At 48.9% G+C, this 24392-nt stretch carries 23 protein-coding genes, 1 pseudogene and 1 riboswitch; of the genes and pseudogenes, 12 read left to right on the top strand and 12 right to left on the bottom strand.

The window, feature by feature from the left end; translation table 11 throughout:
* From tssI to BM231_RS25655, 6 genes and pseudogenes are all read right to left on the bottom strand, one after another.
* Positions 1–1072, bottom strand: a pseudogene (gene tssI, locus BM231_RS25635) (type VI secretion system tip protein TssI/VgrG); the annotation flags it as partial.
* A gap of 63 nt (positions 1073–1135) precedes the next feature.
* Positions 1136–1642 carry a hypothetical protein gene (locus BM231_RS25640; RefSeq protein ID WP_093524103.1) on the bottom strand — a complete coding sequence of 169 codons (507 nt, stop codon included), beginning with the start codon at positions 1640–1642 and terminating at the stop codon, positions 1136–1138.
* A gap of 2 nt (positions 1643–1644) precedes the next feature.
* Positions 1645–1908 (bottom strand): hypothetical protein, encoded by a 264-nt coding sequence (locus tag BM231_RS25645; protein ID WP_139226408.1) that lies wholly within the window; start codon positions 1906–1908, stop codon positions 1645–1647.
* Positions 1874–2251 carry a hypothetical protein gene (locus BM231_RS26910; RefSeq protein ID WP_139226409.1) on the bottom strand — a complete coding sequence of 126 codons (378 nt, stop codon included), beginning with the start codon at positions 2249–2251 and terminating at the stop codon, positions 1874–1876. Before BM231_RS26910 ends, BM231_RS25645 begins: the two co-directional genes overlap by 35 nt.
* The gene (locus tag BM231_RS25650) at positions 2244–2516 is read right to left on the bottom strand and encodes a hypothetical protein (RefSeq protein WP_093524107.1); all 273 of its coding nucleotides are present in this window, start codon (positions 2514–2516) and stop codon (positions 2244–2246) included. Before BM231_RS25650 ends, BM231_RS26910 begins: the two co-directional genes overlap by 8 nt.
* Positions 2516–2671, bottom strand: coding sequence for a hypothetical protein (locus tag BM231_RS25655; RefSeq protein WP_167550335.1), 156 nt, complete (start codon positions 2669–2671; stop codon positions 2516–2518). Before BM231_RS25655 ends, BM231_RS25650 begins: the two co-directional genes overlap by 1 nt.
* Between BM231_RS25655 and BM231_RS25660 the strand changes: the two genes are divergently transcribed.
* From BM231_RS25660 to BM231_RS25680, 5 genes are all read left to right on the top strand, one after another.
* Entirely contained in the window at positions 2672–3028 is a 357-nt protein-coding gene (locus BM231_RS25660) for a peptidoglycan recognition protein family protein (protein ID WP_093524111.1), read from the top strand.
* A gap of 381 nt (positions 3029–3409) precedes the next feature.
* Complete coding sequence (locus BM231_RS25665; RefSeq protein WP_208860658.1) at positions 3410–3925, top strand: RNA polymerase sigma factor; 516 nt, start codon at positions 3410–3412, stop codon at positions 3923–3925.
* A gap of 46 nt (positions 3926–3971) precedes the next feature.
* Positions 3972–4973 (top strand): FecR family protein, encoded by a 1002-nt coding sequence (locus tag BM231_RS25670; protein ID WP_093524113.1) that lies wholly within the window; start codon positions 3972–3974, stop codon positions 4971–4973.
* 108 nt (positions 4974–5081) lie between these two features.
* Positions 5082–7979 (top strand): TonB-dependent receptor, encoded by a 2898-nt coding sequence (locus BM231_RS25675; RefSeq protein ID WP_093524115.1) that lies wholly within the window; start codon positions 5082–5084, stop codon positions 7977–7979.
* A gap of 56 nt (positions 7980–8035) precedes the next feature.
* Positions 8036–9136, top strand: coding sequence for a cytochrome-c peroxidase (locus BM231_RS25680; RefSeq protein WP_093524117.1), 1101 nt, complete (start codon positions 8036–8038; stop codon positions 9134–9136).
* 473 nt (positions 9137–9609) lie between these two features.
* On the opposite strand, the gene nrdF is transcribed toward BM231_RS25680, so the two are convergent.
* The 4 genes from nrdF to nrdH are packed head-to-tail and all read right to left on the bottom strand — an operon-like array spanning position 9610 to position 13366.
* Positions 9610–10587: a class 1b ribonucleoside-diphosphate reductase subunit beta gene (gene nrdF / locus BM231_RS25685; RefSeq protein WP_093524119.1), complete on the bottom strand. Its 978-nt coding sequence runs from the start codon at positions 10585–10587 to the stop codon at positions 9610–9612.
* A 16-nt stretch (positions 10588–10603) separates the two neighbouring features.
* On the bottom strand, positions 10604–12754 hold the full coding sequence (nrdE, locus tag BM231_RS25690) for a class 1b ribonucleoside-diphosphate reductase subunit alpha (protein WP_093524121.1): 2151 nt from the start codon (positions 12752–12754) through the stop codon (positions 10604–10606).
* Positions 12736–13140 (bottom strand): class Ib ribonucleoside-diphosphate reductase assembly flavoprotein NrdI, encoded by a 405-nt coding sequence (gene nrdI / locus BM231_RS25695; protein WP_093524123.1) that lies wholly within the window; start codon positions 13138–13140, stop codon positions 12736–12738. Before nrdI ends, nrdE begins: the two co-directional genes overlap by 19 nt.
* Before the next feature lie 4 nt (positions 13141–13144).
* A complete protein-coding gene (gene nrdH / locus BM231_RS25700; protein ID WP_093524125.1) occupies positions 13145–13366 on the bottom strand; it encodes a glutaredoxin-like protein NrdH in 222 nt (73 codons plus the stop codon).
* 101 nt (positions 13367–13467) lie between these two features.
* A riboswitch (cobalamin riboswitch) is annotated at positions 13468–13663 on the bottom strand.
* A gap of 124 nt (positions 13664–13787) precedes the next feature.
* Here nrdH and BM231_RS25705 point away from each other — a divergent pair.
* From BM231_RS25705 to BM231_RS25725, 4 genes are all read left to right on the top strand, one after another.
* Positions 13788–14537 carry an RNA polymerase sigma factor gene (locus BM231_RS25705; protein WP_093524127.1) on the top strand — a complete coding sequence of 250 codons (750 nt, stop codon included), beginning with the start codon at positions 13788–13790 and terminating at the stop codon, positions 14535–14537.
* A gap of 189 nt (positions 14538–14726) precedes the next feature.
* Entirely contained in the window at positions 14727–15722 is a 996-nt protein-coding gene (locus tag BM231_RS25715) for a FecR family protein (protein WP_093524131.1), read from the top strand.
* 159 nt (positions 15723–15881) lie between these two features.
* Positions 15882–18410 carry a TonB-dependent receptor gene (locus tag BM231_RS25720; protein WP_093524133.1) on the top strand — a complete coding sequence of 843 codons (2529 nt, stop codon included), beginning with the start codon at positions 15882–15884 and terminating at the stop codon, positions 18408–18410.
* 104 nt (positions 18411–18514) lie between these two features.
* Positions 18515–19291, top strand: coding sequence for a heme acquisition protein HasA (locus BM231_RS25725; protein WP_093524135.1), 777 nt, complete (start codon positions 18515–18517; stop codon positions 19289–19291).
* Positions 19292–19864: 573 nt separating this feature from the next.
* Here the strand turns inward: BM231_RS25725 and BM231_RS25735 are convergent.
* Positions 19865–20086, bottom strand: coding sequence for a hypothetical protein (locus tag BM231_RS25735; RefSeq protein WP_093524137.1), 222 nt, complete (start codon positions 20084–20086; stop codon positions 19865–19867).
* A gap of 84 nt (positions 20087–20170) precedes the next feature.
* Positions 20171–20383: a hypothetical protein gene (locus BM231_RS25740; RefSeq protein ID WP_093524139.1), complete on the bottom strand. Its 213-nt coding sequence runs from the start codon at positions 20381–20383 to the stop codon at positions 20171–20173.
* A gap of 844 nt (positions 20384–21227) precedes the next feature.
* Between BM231_RS25740 and BM231_RS25745 the strand changes: the two genes are divergently transcribed.
* The 3 genes from BM231_RS25745 to BM231_RS25755 all read left to right on the top strand — a co-directional run bounded on the left by BM231_RS25745 (position 21228) and on the right by BM231_RS25755 (position 24384).
* Positions 21228–21620: a divalent metal cation transporter gene (locus BM231_RS25745; protein ID WP_093524141.1), complete on the top strand. Its 393-nt coding sequence runs from the start codon at positions 21228–21230 to the stop codon at positions 21618–21620.
* Positions 21621–21839: 219 nt separating this feature from the next.
* Complete coding sequence (locus BM231_RS25750) at positions 21840–23021, top strand: MFS transporter (protein ID WP_093524143.1); 1182 nt, start codon at positions 21840–21842, stop codon at positions 23019–23021.
* 22 nt (positions 23022–23043) lie between these two features.
* The gene (locus BM231_RS25755) at positions 23044–24384 is read left to right on the top strand and encodes a lysine N(6)-hydroxylase/L-ornithine N(5)-oxygenase family protein (protein WP_093524145.1); all 1341 of its coding nucleotides are present in this window, start codon (positions 23044–23046) and stop codon (positions 24382–24384) included.
* Positions 24385–24392: the final 8 nt, after the last annotated feature.

Consider the following 24392-nt stretch of genomic DNA (forward strand, 5'->3'; position numbering starts at 1 on the left):
CGGCGCTGTATGTGGTGGTGCCGCTGCCGGCTTCCTCCGCCACGGCCTGCGGCTGACTGCCCTGATGCGAGACGCTAAGCAAATGATACTTGATGTTGTAGTCGCTGTTTGGATGGTCGTTCAGCGCAAACTGATGGCCCACCATCAGGTGAATGGCATTGGTGGCGCCATGACCAGTGGTGGCTTCTACACGGGCAGCTTCCAGCCGGTGCTTTGTGAACGGCTTGCCAACACCATCAGCCTTGTAACGTCCCGGATACTCATAGAGCGCATAATCTCCGGCAGAGCCGTTGTCTTCACCGCGTTGATGGGTGTGTTGCTAGTTGTATGGCGGGTTCTTGAATGAGTAGTCGCGCTGCATGAAGCTGGTGGCGCGCAGCTGCTCGCGCAGGACAAAGCTGCTGCAATAAACGCCTTTGACCGCCCCGCCGGCCATGGCGTTGTATTCCAGCTTGGGCTGGTCTGGTAGCTCGGAGACAATCTGTGGGTTATCAATGAAGTGCAGCGTATGCTGGCCGTTGGCGCCATAGGTAAAGTAGTACCAGATGCCTTCTTCTGCGGTGATGCGATCTAAAAAGCTTAAGTGACTTTCCCGGTACTGCACGCAGTATTCACGGGCCTCATGCGGCTCGGTCAGATCCCACTTTACATCCTCTACACCGTGTTCTTTCAGCAGGATCTTGACGATCTCGGGCACGCTCTTCTTCTGGAAGATCCGGCAGTCAGAACCATGGGCCAGCCGATGCAGGCTGGGCAGCAGGGTGAGCGAGTAACTGGTGCGGTGATGGCCTTCATTACCCCGGGCAATCTCGGCAATCACCCCGGAAAGATGACGCAGGCCTTCGTATTTATGATGAATGGTCAGCGTTGCGGGCGTATCCAGCAGGCTATGCAAGTCCAGCGCATTGTCGGGGCTGGCCAGTTCAATCTGGATCTGCGTGAGCCCATTGAGGCGCTCTGTTGCCGAGAACCCCGTGACCAGCAACCCGGCCTCCGGCTGCGCAGGCGCTGCAAAGGTGAAGGCCAGGTCTTGTTGTTGAAAGAGCTGCGGGATTTGGACAATAGCATTCATAACAAACTCACTGGCAAAAGGAAAAACAAAGGACGTGTAAGAATTAGGAGTGATCAGGCGAACTTAGTTGAGGTCTGCCCCTAGCGGCGGATAGGGTTTGGCAGTAGAGGAAGACGGCGGACACAACACACCGGGAGCAACCAGTTTTTCGTCATCGCGCTGAAAGTCATTCAGGAAAGTTTGGTCACAGGAGCGGTATCCAGCTGCGATAGCCTGAGTACGGGCGTAGTCGGTGACCACAACCCCAAGAGAGGCGCCGCCAACAGCAACGGTTAAGAACACGACCGAAAAGCTTTTAACCGAGCTCTTAACCCATCTTTGGCCCCAAGGGGTAAGAGCGCAATGGAGAACAGGAAGACAAAGCCCTCCAAGAACCCATTGGGTCTTTCCGCGTGGGACAATCAGAAGGTCCTGTGTCTGTCCGAATAAAAGAAAGATGTCAGAGAGGTTGATCCAGCACAGAAAGACAACCAGACAATCCAAAAACAGCATTGCAACATGTGTCCGTTTGAGATCAGCAGCAAGCCAATTTGCGGATTTCTCAAGGCGGTCAAAACACCAGTCAAACATCGCTACCTCCCGTAGATCTGGTTATACAGATCTGAACCGCCAAAGTGCCAGATGATCTCACGCTCTAGCCGATACAAGAAACTATTGCTGCGGCGTTCAAACTCTTCCACCTTCTGGCGCATGGAAACTTGTGCTTCACGAATGATCTGCTCTATCTCCTGAATTCCATGGGCAATTGCCTTACCCGTCCAATGCAGAGCTTGGCCAAGTTTTTCCCTGATGCCAAATGCCTTATCGAGTTCGGTCAAAGCAATACCAGCGATCATTCCAACAACGATCGCTCCTCCAGCAACTGCAAGAGCGGGAAGCGCAATCACAGTTAGTCCTGCCAACCAACCGGCCCGCCAGCGTCCCTGCAGCCAAAGCCACGGTGCCAGTGGCAACATCTGTAATGATGTTGGCAAACAGTTCGTGATAGAGCTTCTCATCACTCATGATGAACTGCATGACATCGAGCACCACATAACAAGTGGTCATGATGATTGTGTTGGAGCGTCCAGCTGACTTAAGTGCCTCCGGGCCTATGCCAAAGGCGACGACTTTGGGGGACGTGGACAGATACCGTGTACCCTTCAAGGTCTCACGCAGGGCGGAGTATCCCTTAAACACCACATAGGTCCTGCCGTTCACCACTTTGGTGTAATAGCGCCCCCTGCAGGCCGATTTCTTTTAAGAGTGTTTGACCACCCTTCATATCGCGTAGCAGCACTGGCAGGCTCGCCAGGTCAAGGGCACCGCCGTTTGTTGTTCCAAGGCTTTGATGGGCGTCCACTACGGCTTGCGCAAAGAGCTCCATATCCATCACCACAGCTTCTTCCTGGCGTGGATTGATCAGCTCTGCTGCCATACGTTGTTCCGCGAACGGATAGACCATCAGAAGATCTCCTTGTGCGGCTGATCCCCGGGCTTGACCATCAAGCGGTGACCGGGAAACTGATCCAGACAGCCCCGGATCTCCAGCTCTTCCGACAGGTCTTCATGCAGCGCATCTGACGAGCGCTCAGGCCGATCACGGCCTTGCAAGACCACATGCGCTGTGCCTGCCGGATCCTGCACTGGACCGCTGGCGCTGATGGGCTCATTGAGCTGGAGCAACAGCACTACAACCTCATCATCGATCACTCAGGCCGAACACATGCAGGTACTCTAGAACCAGAGGCCAATGCCAATTGCCTCGATGGCCGCTATGCCGCTCACACCAGAGCGCTTAACACCGGCTCCATTGGCGTAGTCCTTGATGCCATGGCAGGCGCAATAGAGTCGCCTTTTGATCCCGGTGAGTATCCGATCACACAAGTTCAGGTTCAAGCACTTGCAGAGGCCGTTGCAGATCTCTGCGAGACCTATCAGATTCCGCTGACCTCGTATTCGTCCTCACCGAGGTAGAAGTTCAGCCGACGCTGGGCGTCAAGTAACGCAGCAAATGGGATATCACCTGGCCGCCAGATCTGACAGAGCCGGAAGATCCGGTCGATGTGGGTGACAAGCTGCGATCCCTCATTGCAACTGCCGGGCTCTGAGCTTTCAAGTTACTGCTTTGACAACTGACAAGAAACAGTCTCTCGTTGAGAGTGCAAACAGCTGACATTAGAGAAGATCAATTACTGGTTGATGCAATCTGTATCAGGAAAGTGCAATGGTATTGAGGGAATTTCCGTAGTTGATGTGCTATAGCGGACTTCCCTGTGGGTTGGGTTGTGTTATACAGCGCTCAATCCTTTAGCCAACGCCCGAGGAGTAAACTTAGTTTTCTTCGGGTAGTTAAAGATGTCGCCGACCTTAGCTTTGATCTTTATGAACGAGCGCCGCTCGTTGATTGGCAGTATTTTGCGGATTGTGAAGGATCCCGGCATTGCTGAGGACCTTTCTCAGGAAGCCTATCTCCGGGCACAAAGAACTTCAGAATCTCAGCAGATCAGCCATGTTGAAGGCTTTTTACATCAGACTGCCCGAAATCTTGCGTTAGATCATCTGCGCCGAAGCAAAACGCGCCAAACCTACGAGATGGATAACGGTGCGCCAGAAGCTTTGGATAGCGTTCCTGCAGACGTCTATTCCCTGGAAAATGCTTTGATAGAACGCGAGCGGTTCCGGGAGTTCCGTAACGCGCTTTCCTGTCTTCCTTCACGGGCGCAAACGGTCATCGTTTTGAGCCGTATCGAAGAATGGCCAAATCACAGAATTGCCAAGCATCTGAATGTCTCTGAACGAACCGTGTTCAACGATTTGAAGTTGGCCATGGCTCATTGCCGGGATGCACTTCATCGGCTTGAGCGAAAATAGAAGTCATTTCTGAACCTATAACAATAATTATTTCAAGCTGTTTCTTATGAACTCATTCCAAGACAACAACACCAAAGACGACCAAGAAGCCAGAGGCTTCAGGCATTCTGACCCCATTGCTGATGAGGCCCTAAACTGGTTTCTGAAGTTGCAAGAAGATGCTTCTGATGAGCAACGGAGGCAGTTCTCAGCGTGGTTCAACACCAGTGAGCGGCATCAACAGGAGTTCACCAAACTGGAAGAGATTTGGGGAGCACCAGCCTTTAAGAAAGCGGTGGGGGAGCTAAAGACAGTTTCAGCTCATCCATCAACAAATGAAACCCATCCGCGAAAGACTTTCCGAAAACTGACTGGAGTTGCTGCTGCTTTGGCTCTTATGGTTGGAGTGACGCAAGTTCCCGATTGGTGGATCTACTTGCAGGCTGATCATACGACTCAATCTGCGCAAATGCGGCAGATTTCTTTGCCGGATGGCTCTTCTATGCTCATGAACAGTGAAACAGCTGTTGCGTTGGATTTTGAAGGACCGCAGCGCCGCGTTCACGTTCTTCGCGGCGAAGCCTATTTTGATGTCTTACATGATGCTCAAAGGCCGTTTCAGGTTACCGGTGGTTTTGGAGAAGTGATTGTTTTCGGCACGGCCTTTTCGGTGCTGACAAGCAAGACGGAAGACCGAGTGGTGTTGGAGAGGGGACGTGTGGAACTCACCCAGTTAAATGCTGCAGAAGCGGCCAGAGAGTTGAAGCCGGGTGAGTTGAGACGGATCTCCTCAAATGGGATTGAAAAGAGCAAAGAGATTAATCCAGCTGAAGTTCTGGCCTGGCGGGAGAGGCGGCTGGTGCTTGAGGATGTTCCCCTTTCAAAGGCAATTGAAGAAATCGAACGTTACTACAGTAGTTCCATTTTCATCACCTCATCCGCACTTCGCAATACACGGGTAAGTGGTTATTTTAAAACAGATAATCTGATTGAAGCAATAGAGACACTCGCGCTCGCAACGGGGGCTGATCTCTATCGACTTCCTACCGGAATTTATTTTATGAATTAAATACTCAACTTTTTTTTGCCGGATTGGAATGTTTCAAACGTCGTTCTTTTTAGATGGCGATATTTGAAGCATCGCTGAGTGAACTGCACGGCAAAAAGTTGGGACAATATGCACTTGCTCGCTGATATTCTGGGAAAGAAAAATACCCAGAGATTAAACGGAAACTCTGTTTCACATCTTCTGGTTACAGCTCTTTTAGGTTGCTCTGCGCTTACGACTGGCTCAGTCATTTTCAACCAACATGTTGCGGCAATCGCTCAAGAACAGTCCGTTTCATTTTCGATCAGCGCTCAGCCACTTTCCTCAGCGATCAGAGAGTTCATCGCAACGACCGGCTGGCAGATCAGTTACTCCAGTGATGCGGTTGCTGGCAAGCGTTCATCTGGTGTCTCAGGAAAGATGTCACCAGAAGCTGCACTGAGAAAGCTAATCAGCGGAACCGGCTTGCAACTTCGCAAGCACTCATCCACCTCCGTCGCACTGCTCCCTTTCGGAAGCAAAGCAGATGCCTCAGATGACAGCGAGTTGCTGGATGAGGTTGTTGTTTATGCCAACACCAATCCTTCCAATACAGAAAGCCTGTTCGGGGATGGAGACCCTCGCGCCATCGGCAAAACAACAATCAGCCGCAACTTGATCGAAACTGGAGGAGATGCAGGCGGCGATATCAACTCCCAACTCAAGACACTGCCAAATGTTCAGTGGCAAAATGACACTGCAACTGATGCTGGAGATAGCTCAACTAGTGAGCAAGATTTACGTCCTGGTCAGTATTCCATTTCGGGTGCAGATGTAGACACAAATCTTTTTATGCTTGATGGAGTTGGCGTTAACTCTCGTGGAGCAGGATACGACGATAAAGCAGACCTTCCCCTTGACGAAAAGACTATCGACTTAAAAGCAACCTATGGGCTGCACTCTCAAACAGTCTATATCCCAGATGCAGTCGTACAGACCCTCACCGTCCAAGATAGCGATATTTCTGCACGTTACGGCGGTTTTCAAGGAGGCGTCATTGAAGCTGAGACAATCAATCCAACTACAGATCGTTGGTCCGGTTTTGCATCTATTGAGGGCACAGCAGACGCTTTCGCAAAGTTTAATATCGCAACTGATGATGGCGATAACCTATATGACGTTAAGCCCTACGAGTTCCTGAAACTCAACGGATCGATCGGTGTTAGCGGACCAATTGCAGATGGCTTATCAATTCTTTCAAGCTTCTCTAACCGATACGCCAACACAACACGCGAACGAGAACCTCAATTTGCTGACCAGAAAGACGTTTCAACAAACACGCATTCTATGACTTTCCTAAACAAGCTTAAGCTTGATCGTGACTGGGGAGAGTTATCCGTTACGAATACAACAACGCTTTATGATCAAGAGTTTGAATCTCATCGCTATTTAATGGACGCCCCAGCTGAGATTACCGGCGACGGCTCTTCCACACAACTTAGCTTCCAAAAAGACTTCGGTGACATAGGCGAAATCAGCAATCTGAACTTTGAGTCAAAGTTTTTCATGAACACTTCCAAGAAAGGAAGTATTGACAAAAACAACGAGTTTTATGCGCTGACAGCAAAGCCTAGAAATGGCGATTTCGTCGATGGTTTGAGTAATATTTGTCGTGACCTCCCTGGTGAAAGTCATATCGGCTGCTTCTACGGAGGACTCGGCGAAAAAACTCAATCAGAAACCAGTTTAGGTTCAAGCTTCAGTGTTGACGGGGACTGGCTCGAGCATAAGTTCTCGGCAGGTGCTGGCGTCAATCGTATCTTCGCTCGTCGTGAGCGGGCAACGGAGTTGACGTTTTACTCCTCATCCAAAACCGGTACGTTCGACTGTATTTCAGCAGATGATCCAGCTTGCTGGGGTGATGAAATGTATGCTCGTTCTCGCGTCACTTACTCCCCGTATGAAACCAACGTAGCATTAACTGAAGCAAATCTGTGGGCTGAAATTGAACTTAATTTTGGCAACTTTCAGTTCCGACCAGGTGTGCGCTTGGATTACGAAAACTTCTTAAATAATGTGAATGTAGCTCCACGTTTAAAGGCGTCATGGGAAGCAACTGATCGTGTCATTATCTCAGGTGGCTTTAACCGTTACTATGACGATAGCATGCTTGGATATGCTCTAAAGTCTGGCGACAGCAAAAGTGTAACTCACTGGCGAAATATTGAAAATGGCGACATTAGCAACGAATTAGACGCTGAAGGCGGGTGGTATTACAAAAGCAGCAAAACGGCTATTAACTACGCAAGTTTTGGTCTGAGGACGCCCTACAACGATGAGTACACGGTCGGTGTGAGCATAACTGATCCACTCATTGATGGTGTGTTTCGCATCAAATACTTACATCGAATGGGTGAAGATCGCTTCGCAAAAAATGACGCTGGCGATACCTTGACCAATGAAGGTTCCAGTAAGTACGACAGTGTTTCAGTTGAGTACGCTAAGACCTGGAGCGATCTTTCATTCGGACCGCTCAACACACTCGGTTTCAGTGTCAGCGCTTCATGGGCGAAACGTCATGTCACGAATAACAGCTACTTCGAAGAAGTCGAGTTAGAAGACTACATTTACTACAAGGGCAAGTCTTATACGGAATCCGGATTTGATGGGGTAAAGGGCAATCTGGACATCCCAATACGGGGTGGCCTTCGTTTACAGGCTGGATTGCTTGATAATCGCTTGAAACTCTGGAGCAGTGCTTCATTTACACTACCATATGACGGTGTCATCGACAGCAAGGAAAACATCGATATTGAAGTCGATGGCACAGAGCAGAAGCATGATGTCTACGTTGATCACCGTTATGACTTCACAACCTATGTAAATGCTGGTGCCTCCTACCAGCTTGCCAAGACTGAGTTCGGAGAAACGATTGTTACCGCGAAGGTAAATAACGTCTTCAACGAGATCGGGAATGCTACTGCTTCAGACACAAATCCCTTCAAAAAAGGCCGCCAGTTCTGGTTAGGGTTGAAGACGAGTTTCTAGGGGTTAGGCCGGGGAGCTGGCCTTTTTCTTTTTCATGACAATAAAAGCAAAGTAACATGCTTAAGAAGATTACTGTTTCTAGAGTAGCTGCTGCGGTTTCTACAGCGGTGCTCCTGTTGCCTACTATGGGTGCTGTTTTAGCGCAAACTCCTTCTGGAGAGCCGCTTCGTGCCATCTATCAAAAGCCGGTGTCAGAATGGCCTGCACCAACCATCGATGAAGGTGTTGAGTTGAGCGAGATGGCTCCGCTTCAACTGCCCAAGAGACCTGAAAAGGGCTCGAAAGAGCATCTGATTGCTGCGCTTGGCGCAAGGTTGTTTGATGATCCAATTCTTTCCAAGAGCGGGCAGATTTCCTGTCAGAGTTGCCACAACAGGGAACTTGGTTGGGCGGACGGCGTCAAAACTTCGTTTGGGCATGATCGCCAAAAGGGCAATCGAAATGCACCGGCGGTGATTACTGCTATGCATCGCCCTTCCCTCTTTTGGGATGGACGCGCTGCAACGCTGGAGGAACAGGCGCTCGGGCCAATTGAGAACCCGATTGAGATGGCAGCTGAGCTTGATAAAGTCCTTGAGCGGCTGAATACCCATGACGTTTATCCCGAGATGTTTTTCGATGCTTTTGCAGCCAACCAAATCTCAGCGGATCTTCTGGCAACCGCGATTGCCTCTTTTGAACACGGGCTAGAGCGGAAAACAAGGTTAGATCTGTTTATGGAAGGTCGCCACAGCGTTTTGAGCGACAGTCAGATCCGTGGCCTACATCTGTTTCGCACCAAAGCTCGCTGTATGAACTGCCACAACGGACCTACTCTAACAGACGGCAAGTTCCACAACCTTGGCCTGACTTACTTCGCTAAACCGCTGGAAGATTTGGGACGCTATCAGGTGACTAATGACCCGAAAGATGTTGGTGCATTTGCAACGCCAAGCCTACGTCATATCCGCAAGAGCGCGCCATACATGCATAATGGTATCATCTCATCTCTGCGAAAAGTGGTGTTGCTTTACAATTTCGGTGGCGGTCGCGAGCGGCCCCGCACCAAGAAAGAAGCAGCTGATCCACTCTTTCCTAAGCACTCCAATCTGTTGAAGCCATTGAAACTGACCAGACCCGAAATTGAGGATCTAGTGAATTTCCTGGAAGCTCTATGAGCTTCACAGTTCTTGCCGCCATGAGTATTTTAGACTAATCAGAAGTTGAAATATTTCACCGACAAGGATAACCCAGTTCAGGTTGAATGTCCGGTATTGCTCAGTTGCTACGAGTCAGGAATGTCTAGACGTTCGGGCCAGGAGCTGCCATTCAGGTAGTTCCATTAAGGATTGAGACAATCCGTATGGGAGTTACTGTTGACGCTTTCCTGAGAGCATTTTAGCTGGGCCTATACGCTCAATGTAGTTGCACTAACAGATCTAACAATGGGCCTCATTTTAGAGCTATCTGATTGATATTGAAGGCAAGTTTGAAGTTGGTTTTCATTGCTATATTTTCTAGATGTCTTTTTCGGTGCCCGCAGCAAGTACCTGCCTTATTTTCTGAATAGCAGCACACATTTAACTGAACTGCTAGCGATCATTAAGTGGGGCGCTCTGGAATCGCTAGCACTACTCAAAAGTTGGCTAGACTAAAAATCCCAGTCTTCGTCTTCGGTCGCCACGGCTTTGCCGATGACGTAGGAGGAGCCGGAACCGGAGAAGAAGTCGTGGTTTTCGTCGGCGTTTGGGGATAGCGAGGCCATGATTGCTGGGTTTACCTGGCAAATGGCTTCTGGGAACAGGCCTTCGAAGCCTAGATTTTGTAGGGCCTTATTGGCATTGTAATGCAGGAAGTGTTTCACATCTTCCGTCAGACCCAATGGATCATAGAGTTCTTCCGTATACTTGATCTCCAAGTCATATAGATCAAACAACAACGCAAAGGCGAAGTCTTTGATCTCTTTACGTTCTGTTTCCGGCAAACGTTCCAGACTGCGCTGGAACTTGTAGCCGATGTAATAGCCGTGCACCGCTTCATCACGAATGATCAGACGGATCAGATCTGCGGTGTTGGTGAGTTTTGCGCGGCTGGACCAATGCATCGGCAGATAGAAGCCAGAATAAAACAGGAAGCTCTCCAGAAATACGCTGGCAATCTTCTTCTTAAGCGGGCTGCTCGTTGCATTGTACTCCTCCAGGATCAAACGCGACTTAGCTTGCAAGAACTCATTTTCTTCCGACCAACGAAAGGCGTCATCCACCTCAGCTGTGCGGCATAGGGTTGAGAAGACAGAAGAATAAGAGCGTGCATGAACGGCTTCCATGAAGGCGATGTTGGTGAGAACAGCTTCTTCATGAGGCGTTATCGCATCTGCCATCAGCGCTGGCGCACCTACTGTATTCTGGATGGTATCCAGCAAAGTCAGACCAGTAAACACGCGAATGGTGAGCTGTTGCTCTTCTGGTGTGAGCGAGGCCCAGCTCTGCACATCGTTGGAAAGCGGTACTTTTTCCGGCAGCCAGAAGTTGGAGGTCAACCTGTTCCAGATCTCCAAATCTTTATCGTCCTGCAGACGGTTCCAGTTCACGGCTTTGGCAACTGGCTGAATAGCACTGTGTAGGGTCATTTTATTTCCTCAAACCTTAAAGAGAGCAGGCAACACAGCCTTGAACTTCAGTGCCTTCCAGCGCCATCTGGCGCAGGCGCACGTAGTAGATTGTTTTGATGCCCTTCTTCCAGGCGTAAATCTGGGCCTTATTGATATCGCGGGTGGTCGCGGTATCGGGGAAGAACAGCGTCAGCGACAAGCCCTGGTCCACGTGCTGGGTGGCTGCGGCATAGGTGTCAATCAGCGCTTCCGGGCCAATCTCGTAGGCATCGCGATAGTACTCCAGATTGTCGTTGGTCATGAACGGTGCCGGGTAGTACACACGCCCAATCTTGCCCTCTTTGCGGATCTCAATTTTGGAAACAATCGGGTGTATCGACGATGTGGAGTTGTTGATGTAGCTGATCGACCCGGTTGGCGGCACAGCTTGAAGGTTGCGGTTGAACAGGCCGTCCTTCATCACCGCCTCCTTCAAGGTTTTCCATTCGGCGCGCGTTGGGATGTGAATGCCAAACTTATCCAAAAGAGCTGTCGCACGTTCCGTTTCCGGCACCCAGTCTTTGTCAACATACTTGTCGAAGAACACACCAGAGGCGTACTGGCTCTCCGCAAACCCCTTAAAGCTCTCTCCGCGCTCTCGCGCCAGCTCATTGGATGCACGAATGCAGTGATAAAGCACTGTACAGAAATAGACATTGGTGAAGTCGATGGCCTCAGGGCTGCCATAGTGAACAAGCTCTCGCGCAAGAAAACCGTGTAGGTTCATCTGTCCAAGGCCAATGGCGTGGCTCTCGTCATTGCCACGGCGCACGGAGGGCACAGAGTCGATTGCGCTCATTTCAGAAACCGCCGTCAGTGCCCGAATGGCCGTCTCAACCGTTGCACCCAAATCCCCGCCATCCATGGCTTTGGCAATATTGAGCGAGCCAAGGTTGCAGGAGATATCTGAGCCAAGATGGGCGTAGGACAGATCATCTTTAAACGTGCTTGCCTCGTTCACTTGCAGGATTTCTGAACACAGATTGGACATGTTGATACGTCCGGCCACGGGATTGGCGGCGTTTGCGGTGTCCTCAAACAAAATGTATGGATAGCCACTTTCGAACTGGATCTCTGCCAGCAGCTGGAAGAAGTCACGAGCCCGCATTTTCCTTTTGCGGATCTTCGGATTATCCACCATTTCGCGGTATTTATCTGTCACAGAGATTTCTGAGAACGGTACGCCGTAAACCTTCTCCACGTCGTGAGGCGAGAACAGGTACATTTCCTCGTTCTGCTTGGCAAGCTGGAAGGTGATATCCGGAATAACCACACCAAGGGAAAGGGTTTTGATGCGGATCTTTTCGTCAGCATTTTCGCGCTTGGTATCGAGAAAGTTCAGAATGTCCGGGTGGTGTGCATTCAGGTAGACTGCTCCAGCCCCCTGACGGGCACCCAACTGGTTGGCATAGCTGAAACTATCTTCCAACAACTTCATCACAGGTACGACACCAGAGGACTGGTTTTCAACGCCCTTAATCGGAGCGCCAGACTCGCGCAGGTTGGTCAGCAGCAAGGCAACACCACCACCGCGCTTGGACAGTTGCAATGCGGAATTGATGGAACGGCCAATCGACTCCATGTTGTCTTCCAGACGCAGCAGGAAGCAGGAAATCAGCTCACCGCGCTGCTTTTTGCCTGCATTCAGAAAAGTAGGCGTTGCAGGCTGAAAGCGGCTGGAAATGATTTCATCCATCATCCGCATGGCAAGGTTTTCATCACTGCGTGCCAGTGCCAGCGCCACCATAACGACGCGATCTTCGTAGCGCTCCAGATAACGTTTTCCATCAAACGTCTTCAACGCATAACTAGTGTAAAATTTGAACGCTCCAAGGAACGTCGAAAAACGGAACTTACGCTCATACGCAGCCACAAAAATGGCTTTCACAAACGCCGGGTCGTATTGCTCCAGAACTTCCGCTTCATAGTAATTCTCGCGCACTAAGTAGGAGAGTTTTTCCTCCAAAGAGTGAAAGAAAACGGTGTTCTGGTTCACATGTTCCAAAAAGTATTGACGTGCAGACTGACGGTCGGCCTCAAACTGGATTTTGCCTTCTGCATCATAGAGGTTCAGCATGGCGTTCAGTGCATGGTAATCAAGTCCCTGCGGACTATTCACCGATTGCTCTAATGTTGTTGCTTCCAAAATAAATCTAGCCCCTGACGAACCCGCGCAATGTCTGTTTCCGTGCCTGCAAGTTCAAACTTGTAAAGGCATGGGCAACTGCATTTCGCGGCAATAATTGTCCCTGCGTGAGCGAAAAACGCCCCAAAATTGCGATTGCCCGAGGCGATGACGCCTCGCAGCAAATTTCGATTGGCCGCATCATTCAAGAAACGGATCACCTGTTTGTGCACCGCCCCTCGCCCCTCACCATCCGCATATGTTGGTGTGATGAGCACAAAGGGATCCGCCATCTGCAACATAGGTTCAGACCTGCGATACGGTATGCGCTCCGCCGGGTGGCCGAGGCATTCAACAAAGCGATGTGTGTTTCCAGATGGGCTTGAGAAATAGACGAGCCCGCTCAACGTATCAGGCGAGCGCGCTTATCTTGTCTGGGCGAAAACCCGCCCAATGTTGGTCACCTGTGACAACAACAGGTACCTGACGGTACCCAAGCTCTTGCACAGCAGCAAAAGCATCTGTGTCCTGAGAAAGGTCAATCACGTCGTAGGAGATTCCAGCGCTGTCCAGCGCACGAGTGGTTGCGGTGCACTGCACACAGGCAGGCTTGAAGTATACGGTAATGCTCATGCTTTAGTCCCCGTAGCATAGGAGAAGAGGCTGGGGATGAGAGACAAGGACCCACGCATAAGGCAGGTCTGCTCACAACCCGCTCAGGCCCTCCGCCTGTGGTTGTTAAAAGTCTCTTGGCAGGTCTCCTGACTACACAGCTCCAACACAGGCCTTCTACCTTCCCGAAGAACATCTCCAGTGGTATGAGCGAACGCCTGCTCGCTGCTTACAGTTGCGGGGGCAGTGCCGGATTTTCACCAGCTTCCCTCTTAGCTTGCGAGTCATCTCACAAGAACCAAGAACGCCTCATATAGTGCATTTACGTAAGTGCGGGTCAACATATGGATGACCTTACACAATTTAATGCTGTGGAGTTTGGAAGCAGTATCTATGCCTCACCCCGGTTTTGAGGGGCTATCCTATACTTTTAACGGAGTTTTTGAGTTGGAGCCGTGCTTCGCAAATCGCCATTCAATACGACGATCATAGCTTCTTACCTTTGTTACCTGATACTGTTTGCTGCAACCAGCTTCAAATTGGCATTACACACGCGCTCTTTCACTTAAAGAACGTCAATAGCATGCGCAATTGTCTGATAATCAACCAGCAATATAACTTGACTATTATACTCATATTAAATCATATGATGGTTGCAATTTTCCCGTACACTCGTTTTAGTGAACAGCTCCGTTTCGTGACCAAATCCTCACAACAAGTAAAAATACATATAAAAAATTACGAGGGGCTGGTCCGCTATGCTGCATCCATAACCAAAGACTGGGCGCTCAGTGAGGACATTGTTCAGGATGCCTTTTTACGAATTGACTCAAAGTCTCCCAACGCACCAGACAGCTACATTCGCCGTATCGTTCACAATCTTTGCATCGATCAATTGCGCAAGCAGCAACGGGAACTTCAGAGATTTGATCATGAGACTCCAATTACATCTTATTCGGAGCAAAAGCCAACTCAGGAGAGTGCGTTAGCCGACAAACAGGAGCTTAAACTGGTCATAAAAGCACTTGCCGAATTACCGCAAATAACACGCGAAGTCGTTGAATTGCACCGTCTGGAGGGACTCAAGCTAAGAGAAATTGCTAGCCGTTTAAACCTTTCTGTGACGCAAACACATGAGCACTTGCATACTGGTATTAAGCACTGCATGAGGGTGCTGAATGCAAAGAGATAGCGCCATAAGCTACCAGTCCGACTTTAAAGACCTGAGCTTTTATGAAACAGCAGTCCTGACATTTGTAATCGAGGGTTTTAAGAGGTCTTTTGATTTCTTTTCGAAAAAGACAGTCATCCAATCGTCTCTTCTTAGGAAGGACAACTTCATAGCCATTCCGAGTACCAAAATCATTTCAGGATTAAGCCAATGAAACATTCAGATCGAAGGATTGAAAGGCGTTCAACAACGGAAGATGCTGCAATCGATTGGTTTATCCTTTTGGAAGAGTACCCGGAAGACCCACAAGTTACTCAGGAATTTGAAAGCTGGTTAAATCTGCATCCTGAACATTCGAATGTTTGGCAGAGGGTAACTCAAACATCTTCTTTACTTGGTCAACTGGGGCAAGAGAGCTTGGAGCCGAATGTCAATAAGGCGGAAATAGCTCAACTCGCCGTTGCACATAAAAGCCTCTTTGCAAAAATACGACCGTATCTTGCCGCCGGTTTTGCTTGCATTTTCCTCTTACTTTCAAGCATCTCTTTGATTCCACATCTCATGATTTGGATATATGCAGACCATAAAACAGATGTTGCCCAGTCAAAGGAAATACGCCTTCAAGATGGTTCGAAAATCTACCTCTCTGCTTATTCAGCTGTTGACTTGAATTTTGCCGCAGACCAGCGAAAGGTGAACCTGATGAGAGGGGAAGTGCTATTTGATGTAGCACCGGATGCGGACAGACCTTTTGTTGTTACAACCGGCGATACCACGACAACAGTGCTAGGTACCCGCTTCAACATCAACAAGGGGCGCTCAATGGTTTCTGTCGGCGTCAAGCATGGGCACGTTGAGGTAGCACAAGCCTCTAATTTGCAGGAAAAGCTAGATCTACGAGCATCTGAATGGGCAAGCCTGAATGAGCACGGCAAACAAGATGTAAGGACAGTCAACCAAGACTATATAGCCGCATGGCGGCAAGATAAGCTCTACGTTGAAGATCAGAGCTTTGAAGATGTGCTTTTCCAATTGCGTCGTTACATGAAGATACCAGTGATAGTGTTGGATCCTCGTCTCATGTCCAAACGTGTGACTGGTGTCTTTAACCTCAACGAGCCGAGACAAAGTTTGGATGCAATCTCAGCAGCACACTCTGTTCAACTCAGAGATTTTGGTTTCTTTGTTGCAATTTCGATGATCTAAGCTTTTGATATATTTATTGAAAAAATAAAAATACTCATACTTTTAAAAATATGAGTATTTTTCTCAGAAAATAAACCTCTCCAGATCGTCTCTTCTAGGAAATAGGGCGTGAGATTAGCGCCTAGTAATAATCCAGTGGCGAGTTTGGAAGTGGTATATATGGAAACGGGGCATAAGGTGGGATTTCGCCTGGGGGGGCGTCACACCAAATTACTAGTAACAGTTTTGCTTGCATCATTGTTTCAAACAACTGCGTTATCACTACCCGCAGTGTATGCGCAATCTGCGTCAACGACGACTGAGTTAACCAGGCAGACATCATTCAACATTCCTGCAGGTTCATTATCAGCTGCACTTATGCAGATTGGTCAGCAAGCCAGCGTTCGGTTGTCTGTTAACGCCAAGAATATCAAAGGCATTCGCATATCAGGCTTCAAAGCCGTTATGGCAACTCAAGATGCCTTGGATATGCTGTTAGATGGAACAGGGCTGATATACGAGATTGATCCATCTGGAATTATCATCATTTCTAGATTTCAAGATGCCATCTCAGCTGATAGCGGTGATGCATCACTCTTACCAGTCATAGTGACGGCTTCCTCCGGAGACCCTGTCGGCTGGCAAGGGGCACCTGAATGGGTTTACGAAACACCTCGCGCAGTCAGTGTTATTGGCCGAGAAGAAATCAAAAATTCTAATGCGCGCACCGCAGCAGACCTCTTTGCTGGTGTGCCAGGAGTGACGGTTGCCGATAACCCGCAAGATCCCGGTATCAGCATCAATATTCGTGGCCTTCAGGACCAGAACCGCGTGAATGTGATGATTGATGGAGCACGCCAGAATTTCCAGAAAGCTGGTCATGATGAAACCGGACGCTTTTACGTTGATCCTGCTTTTGTCCGCCAGATTGAGATTGAAAAAAGTGCCATATCGGGTGTGGGTGGTGCAGGCGCTATGGGCGGTGTGGTCAATTTCCGAACAATTGAAGCCAAAGACCTGATCAAGCCTGACAGATCCTACGGCGTTGAGGGAAAGCTGGCAGCTGGTACGAATGCCTACAACTTCAACGGCAATCTCGCTGCTGGCATAAAACTGACTGACAACGTCAGTTTCGCAGCTGGTATCAGCAAAAAGAACCTTGGCAAATATCAAGCGGGTAACAATGGTAGTTTGGAGTTTAGTGAGACTGGCCAACCAGTTGTGTTTACCGGATCAGAAACGCTATCCTGGCTTACAAAATTAAACATCGATCTCAATGATGACCATACATTAGTGCTTGGCGCTCTTGGCTTCCACGATGCATTCACGAACAGCACAATCGGTGGTGACTTTCGCAACGATAGCGATATCACCAACATAACAGGCACAGCAACTTACACTTGGCAGCCCGATGACAGTTGGTTTGACCTGGAAGCTAAACTCTGGGCGAACCGTACGCATAATGATCAATACCGCTTACCACGCACATCTAGCGGAGGCGGCTTCGATAATGATTTCGCACTCAATTCGTTGGGTGTTAGTCTTCAAAACACAAGCCAATTTGACCTTTCAGCGCTATCAATTTCCTGGAATTATGGGATTGAAGCGTTCAAAGATGTTGGAAAATCAAAATCAAAACCAGATGTATCAACGGTTGATCTGGATAGCTTATGGATTGGAGCCGACCCAAGTGGTGAACGTAATGTTTATAGTGCATTCAACCAACTAGCCTTTTCTTACAAGGATTTGGTCGAGCTAAATTTCGGCTTACGATATGATCAGTTTAATTTGAAGGGCACCCCAAAAACGGTTGAGTACGACCTTTCTGGAAACACTTCAGTTGTTGGACAGAATATCTCTAACTCGGGAAACAGGTTCTCTCCAACGTTCGCTCTCGCTATCACTCCATTAGATGGACTGCAATTCTTCGGTAGATATTCAGAGGGCTACAGAATTCCGACCGTCATGGAAACATTCCTGGGCGGCGAACATACTGGTGGCGGACTTCCATATCTTCCGAATGGGGCACTGCGACCAGAACTAGCCAAAACCTGGGAAGGTGGCCTCAACATCCAACTTGATGATCAGTTCATCGAGAATGACACATTGAGACTCAAGTTCTCTTACTTCAATCGGAAGGTTGAAAATTACGTCGCTTTGGCAAATGTGGCTGGCGCTACACTTGATCTAGGCAGTTTTGAGTTACAAATTCCCTACTATCAATATGGCAACCTTTATGAACCAATAAACACGCAAGGTTTTGAGTTAGAAGCATTTTATGATGCAGGTAGCTTCTTTGCAGGCGTCGCATATAACCGAAGTTATGTCGACTTACCCAATGCTTTCACATTTGATAGTCCCTACACGCAGCATGGGGAAGCAGCAGATAGGGTTATCTTGCTCAATGTTGCACCCAAAAGCAAACTTAGCGCAAACGGTGGTCTTCGTTTCTTAGATGAGAGACTGACATTGGGCGGACGTATCACATACGTAGAGCCTGATGGCCAATTCGGCTTCTTTAGTGGCGGTTACAAGACAGATGACTATACCATCGTCGACCTCTACGGCTCCTACGAGTTCAATGAAAACGCGACACTGCGGGTAGACGTAAATAATCTGGGTGATGTCGCTTATGTCGACGCACTGACCGCTGGAGAGTTTCCATCTCCAGGCCGGACCGTTACCGCTGCTTTGAACTTCACATTTTAATCTACCTGCTAGCCAGCTTTACGCCAGCCAGCCTGACTGATCGCATGAGCGATCCCTCTCAAACCTTCTGAGAACGAACACAACCTCCACAGGAAGAGGAAATCATGGCTGTAACAATCAATTTGAGTGACGCAAACAACGACGGTACCGGCATCAATATGCCTGCGTATTTTGCGGATTATAACCAAAACTTTGATCGCTCTGGGTGGGGACACTTCTCCTCAAACCCTTTCGATTTCAGCGGTAACAATTATGCTGCAACAAACGGCTCAGCACTTTTACCATTTGTCAGTGACAGCGCTCAATCCTTCATCGTCGATTCTGGTTCAGCCGGAGACATCTCTTATAGCTTGACCAACCATATCCTTAGTGGAGCGGTTGATAGTGTCTCTTTCGGTCATGGTCTCGATTATGTCTCATCCTCAGACTCTTTCTCACATACGACCAATGACATTGACATCTCCGGCTTAGGACTATCTGGCTCGGGCTCAAGTAACCCGGTACACAACGTTGTCTATGGCCTCATGAGCAATGACACGACAGCGCTGGAAGCTCAACTTAACGCCAATGATCTGGTCATCAACGGTAGCTCAGGGTCAGATACCATCCAAAGTTATTCAGGTGACGATATCCTTACTGGCAACGCTGGCAATGATACATTTGTCTTCAACTCGGGCTCAGGCGCTGATGTAATCACTGACCTTGCTGCAGGTGATCTGATCGATGTGCTCGGCAACTGGAACGGCGTGAGCGAATTTGACGATCTCATCATTGATTACGCATCGGACCCAGGTAATGCGGTTATCTCTGCGGTAGGCACAACTGATACGATTACCGTAGAAGGCTTCTCATCAGGCTTGGACGACAGCTTCTTCATCTAACTTTTATCAGATTGACATCGCTGACTTCAAAAATAAAATACACGCCGCACACCATGACACTACGAAACACTATGGTGTGCGGCTTGTCTTCAATGAACAGCTCTCAAATAAGTTAGATTCTGAGATTGCTTAGTTTGCACTGGCAACTCACTCAACGCATTATCACAGCCAGCGCCATGTCGTTGTTGCCTCTCCAAAGCTTACTTTTAACTTCGGGCTGGGCTATTCTCGTTAGAGAAACGCCACAATCTCTGACAACCTAAATAAACAGTAGCCAAACGAACCAGGATAAGACTCATAGTGCTTCGAGGAAATTCACCAGATCCTCGATTTCTGTTCTGTTTAGCTTCAATGGTTGCAAAAGTTCGGAATGCCTTGGGAAGAGTGGATCAGATGCTTCTTCCCTCGTTCTTGGTCGTTCGCGACCACCTCCGAAGTTATAGAGCAACACAACCTTTCGCAGGGATGAAATAACACCGTTGTGCATGTAGGGAGCACTTTTGCGGATGTGTCGCAAACTTGGTGTTGCGAAGGCTCCCACATCCTTCGGATTATTGGTAACCTGATAGCGTCCTAGGTCCTCCAGCGGTTTTCCGAAGTAGTCGCTGCATCGAGGATCTGGTTGGTGTTCACTTCCACCGTGAGTGTCATGCTGTCTGCGTTAACCCACGCCTTGACCGCAGCTTTGTCATCGAGGGCGTGAGCGATCGGATCGCAGGCCTCATATGGCCGAATTACATCAAACCCCGCCTTTGCAAAGTTATGTGCTGCAATCCTGACTATGCTGGTTCTCATAGAATTTCCTCCGTTCAGCGGGCACCTTGCCCGGCTTCACGACTGCAACCCCGCACTACTGACGGGGCTAAAATTCCTTGCGAGCTAGGTAGAATAGGCGTCGAGTTCAGCAGCGAGCTTGTCTCTGGCGGCGCTTAGCATGTCAAGATAGGCACCGCCTCGGTGCAGGATGGTCTTACCCGCCCATAGCTCCTCGGCGTTCTTGTCGCCAAAGACCTCGCGCACTTCCTCGTTTGTGTAGCGTAGGATTTCCATCCCCCATTGAGGGTGCTCTGTGTAGATATAGTTCACGTGCATGGCGCTCGCTCCTCCCGTCGCCTATGCTCTTTACACATGGCCTGAGTTTGGGTTGCCCGGTACCGCGCAATGCCATACCAGCTTGAACAATCAAGGGCTTACAAGTGTCATACCGTTGGTTTTGTGGGTGTGTCGATACCTGCGAAGTGTGACTGGTCCGCGCTTTAGAACAGGAGGCGTCTTGCTTGCCGGTGCCCTCTCGTCTCGGCTGGTATCGTCTAGCACCCGCCTTGAGCTGACTTTAACTGCTTTGCACCGCACTCCCCAACAAATGACCCTGCACTTCTGGCGCGACAGAATCGGGGTCATTCGGGCAATTTATCGCTATGTTCGGCGAAGCTGCGTCCCCTCCTTCCATCTGCAGTCAAGCAGCGCAATATCCTCCTCGCAATCCCATACCAAGCTTCCCCTACCCCGGCTTTGGGATCCTTCCGGGCCGCGATCGTATGCAGTGGGGTTTTGCGCACTAAGTCGCCAGTGACAAAAGAAAGTTCTGGGTTCGCGGTTCGCATTTAGTGGGAATGAAAATGCCATTGCACCGCAACATAACTAGGTTAAAATATTGTTATATAAAATATTTTACAATAAAACTCTCATTTCAAACCTCCACCTAGAGCGCGAACCTTAAGTTTTGAGTTTGCGTGCCAGGTTAGCACTCTAAATTTGCTTTACCGAAGCACTCATCCTTGCACTTCTAGAGGTAATCTCTGTTGCTTTGTGATGCAGCTTGTATTCGCTAAACCGGATTAGAACAGCGTCATTTTCAGCTTTGCTCCAATGGTGAAATTTATCTCCGATCCACAAATGCATTATTTGGTACTTGGCATCATCGGACGCAACCTCAATGCCTCATAATGTATGTCATCACTCTGGTATTGTGCAGGCACGAGCACATGGTAGCAGTCCAAATGAACGCCATGAAGCCATCCGCTTTTTCACAACATTCAATCACTCCGGAGATTGCGGCGTAGAAGCTTTAGAGGGCGCACAGAGATTGCTCACTCTTCTTTCAAGGCCCGGATTTGCACTTATTCTTATCAGTATAGCTTTGCTTGCCAGTGGCCTGAGCTCCAGAGTCATCGCCACCACAGAAGCAAAAATTGCTATAGAAGGCTTCATAAACCTAAAAACCACTCTACGGGCTCGCTGTATTATCACGCACAGATTTACCAAACAACAACAACGATTAATTCTTAAGTTTTCTGTACCTCACTTAAAGCTCACTGCTTTTAACTAGTCAATTGCTACCCAAATATCCCGCACTGCGCCTCAACAATGCAACCGCGATAGTTTCTGTATTTCAAGAAAAGCGCTCGCTTTAAAGACCTGCAATATTTGATGGATCAGCTTGACAGAGCGGCCGCAAAATTATACTTGAATGTATGACTCATATTTAATACACACCTCCTGATTGTATTGAGAATAGTGGTCTCCAGTGTTTAAACCGTCGATAACTATGCCTGCTATTGCGGCGAGTACATTCCATCAGGCGTGTCTGGTGGTCATGGTGCCGTTACTGCAAGATGTCTTTGACCTGACACTCAGTATGATTGGGGTTGTAGTAGGAACAGGCTTGATGGCAACTGCGATCAGTTTGCCTGCTTGGGGACGAATAGAAGCATATATCGGAGCTCTCGGTGCCTTGAAGATCATACTGAGTTTCGCGGTATTAAGCGTGTCTGCAATTGCAATCAGCTTTATGCTAGTCAGCTATGCTATAATCTCACCTCTCCTCGGATTGGCTGTCCTCATTACGGCACGAATTGCTTATAGCATTTCAGTTCCAGCTCTCCTTCCGCTTACTCAAGCAATACTCGCAAGAAATTCGCAAAATTCTTCCAAGCTTCTAGCTCCGATAGGTCGTTTGAGTTCTATGACAGGTCTTGGACGACTTGCGGGAAACGCAGCTGTGGCTCCGCTCTTGCTTCTTGGGGGAGTCGCTCCGCTTATTGCTCCAATTCCAGTCTATGTAGTTTGCTTATTTTTCGCATTTAAGCAGTCATCACCAGCAACGACAAAATGCAAAAAGAGCAACGAATACAAAAACCGGATCACACTTCCCAAAACTGCGCTTTTGATTGGATTTGCTCTGCAGTTGTGTCTTGGTGCAACATATGTGCTGCTGGGCCCGCTCATAAAAGACAGCATGCAGCTAAACTCAACTCAGGCAACCACTGTTGCAAGTTATTGTCTTACCGCTGCTGTTCTAAGCGGGTTGGTCGCTCAGTTGGGCCTCTTACCAATCGTTCGCAAGCATGCAAGCATTGTGCAAATCACCAGCGCAATTAGCTTTACGGCAGGCCTCAGTCTGCTTTGCATAGCGCATACGCTTTCTTTTATTGCAATGAGTGCAGCTATCATTGGCGCTTCAGCAGCACTGCTCACAGCTACTAATTCAGTATATTTGCTGAAACGATTGCCAGCTTCACTCAAAGCAAAAGGGTCGACCACTCTTTCCTGTTCTCAGTTTGCCGGGTTAGCCACAGGCTCCCTTCTTGGCGGCTTTGGTGGAGAGACGAGCCTGACCTTAACTTTTTCATTTGCCACCATAATCGCACTTGTTTTTTGCGTAGGTGGCTCCGGGTTCGTGATCAGCCACAAGCCAGTTGCGCGACCTTTGCGTCCCTCTGATATTTGACAGAACACAAAGGAGCCTTGAGATGTCCCAGATCGTCAAGATGCCGAAGAATACGCAACCAGTTTATGACCTAATCGGATTAGGCATAGGGCCGTTTAATCTGAGCGTTGCCGCATTGGCACAGAGCTCATCACGCATTCGCACAGCATTTTTTGACAGTAAGTCAGAATTCAGCTGGCATCAGGGATTGATGTTTTCGCGCTCTGTTTTGCAAACATCGTTCTTGAAAGACCTCGTCACAGCGGTACAACCAACCAGCGCATACTCTTTTATGGCATTTCTGGTTGAAAAGAAGAGGTTCTATGACTTTTTAGCTGGTCGTTTTACCGGAGTAACCCGTGTGGAGTTTAATGAATATCTTGCATGGGCTGCTGGCAAGATGAACAATCTTCATTGGAACCACACTGCCCAGGAAATCTCGGTAAAAGACAACCGTCTATCTGTGGCGTTTGAAGACGGACGAGTTGAGCACACTCACAATCTTGTCATCGGCACAGGTATGAAGCCTTTTATACCGCAGTGGGCGACCGCTTACTTAGGTGAGAATTGTTTCCACGCAAGCAGTTACCTCAACAAAGCACGGCAGATAAAGAACAAACGTATTGCAGTCATTGGCGGCGGACAAACCGGTGCGGAAATTGTTCTGGACCTTTTGACAAGCAAGCAAGCAGCTCCATTGGAGGTCCAGTGGATCAGCAATTTGCCCCGGTTCTCCCCCCTCGAAGAAGGTGGGTTTGTTGATCAGGTTTTTACACCTGCTTATGTTCAGAGCTACCAGACTCTTCCTAAGCAAAGCCAGCGACAAGAAGTGGTAAACCAGAAGCTAGCAAGTGATGGCCTAACCCCAAGCACAGTCGATGAGCTGTATGCGGAAATCTATCGCCGCAAGCATCTTTGCGCCGATCCCTGCACCATCACCTTGCTGCCGGGACGAGATGTAAAAGCGATGGAACAGCAGGGAACCGGCTATCGGTTGACCTCAAACTCTACGATTAGCGGTCAGACAGAAACGCAGCAAGCGGATCTGGTCATACTAGCGACAGGGGCAAAGCCAGCGCTTCCGGAGTTTATGACACCGCTCTTACCGCGCCTTTCGTTAGATGAAAATGGCCTGCCGGAATTGGATGCGTCCTACCGACTGCAATGGGATGGACCAAGAAACCTTCAGATTTTTGGATTAAATCTCGGCCTTTCCTCTCACGGCATTGTGGATCCGCAAATGAGCCTCATGACGTGGAGGAGTGCGACCATATTGAATGCTGTTGTAGGAGAGCCTCTCTTCGATCTGGAAGAAGACAATGAATTAATCGATTGGCCAAGTGTGCCACGAGCGGAAATCTTAAATCAGGTCATACCAGCCTGAACCGCTGG

The organism is Pseudovibrio ascidiaceicola, from assembly GCF_900114245.1.
In the GTDB taxonomy this organism is placed as follows: domain Bacteria; phylum Pseudomonadota; class Alphaproteobacteria; order Rhizobiales; family Stappiaceae; genus Pseudovibrio; species Pseudovibrio ascidiaceicola.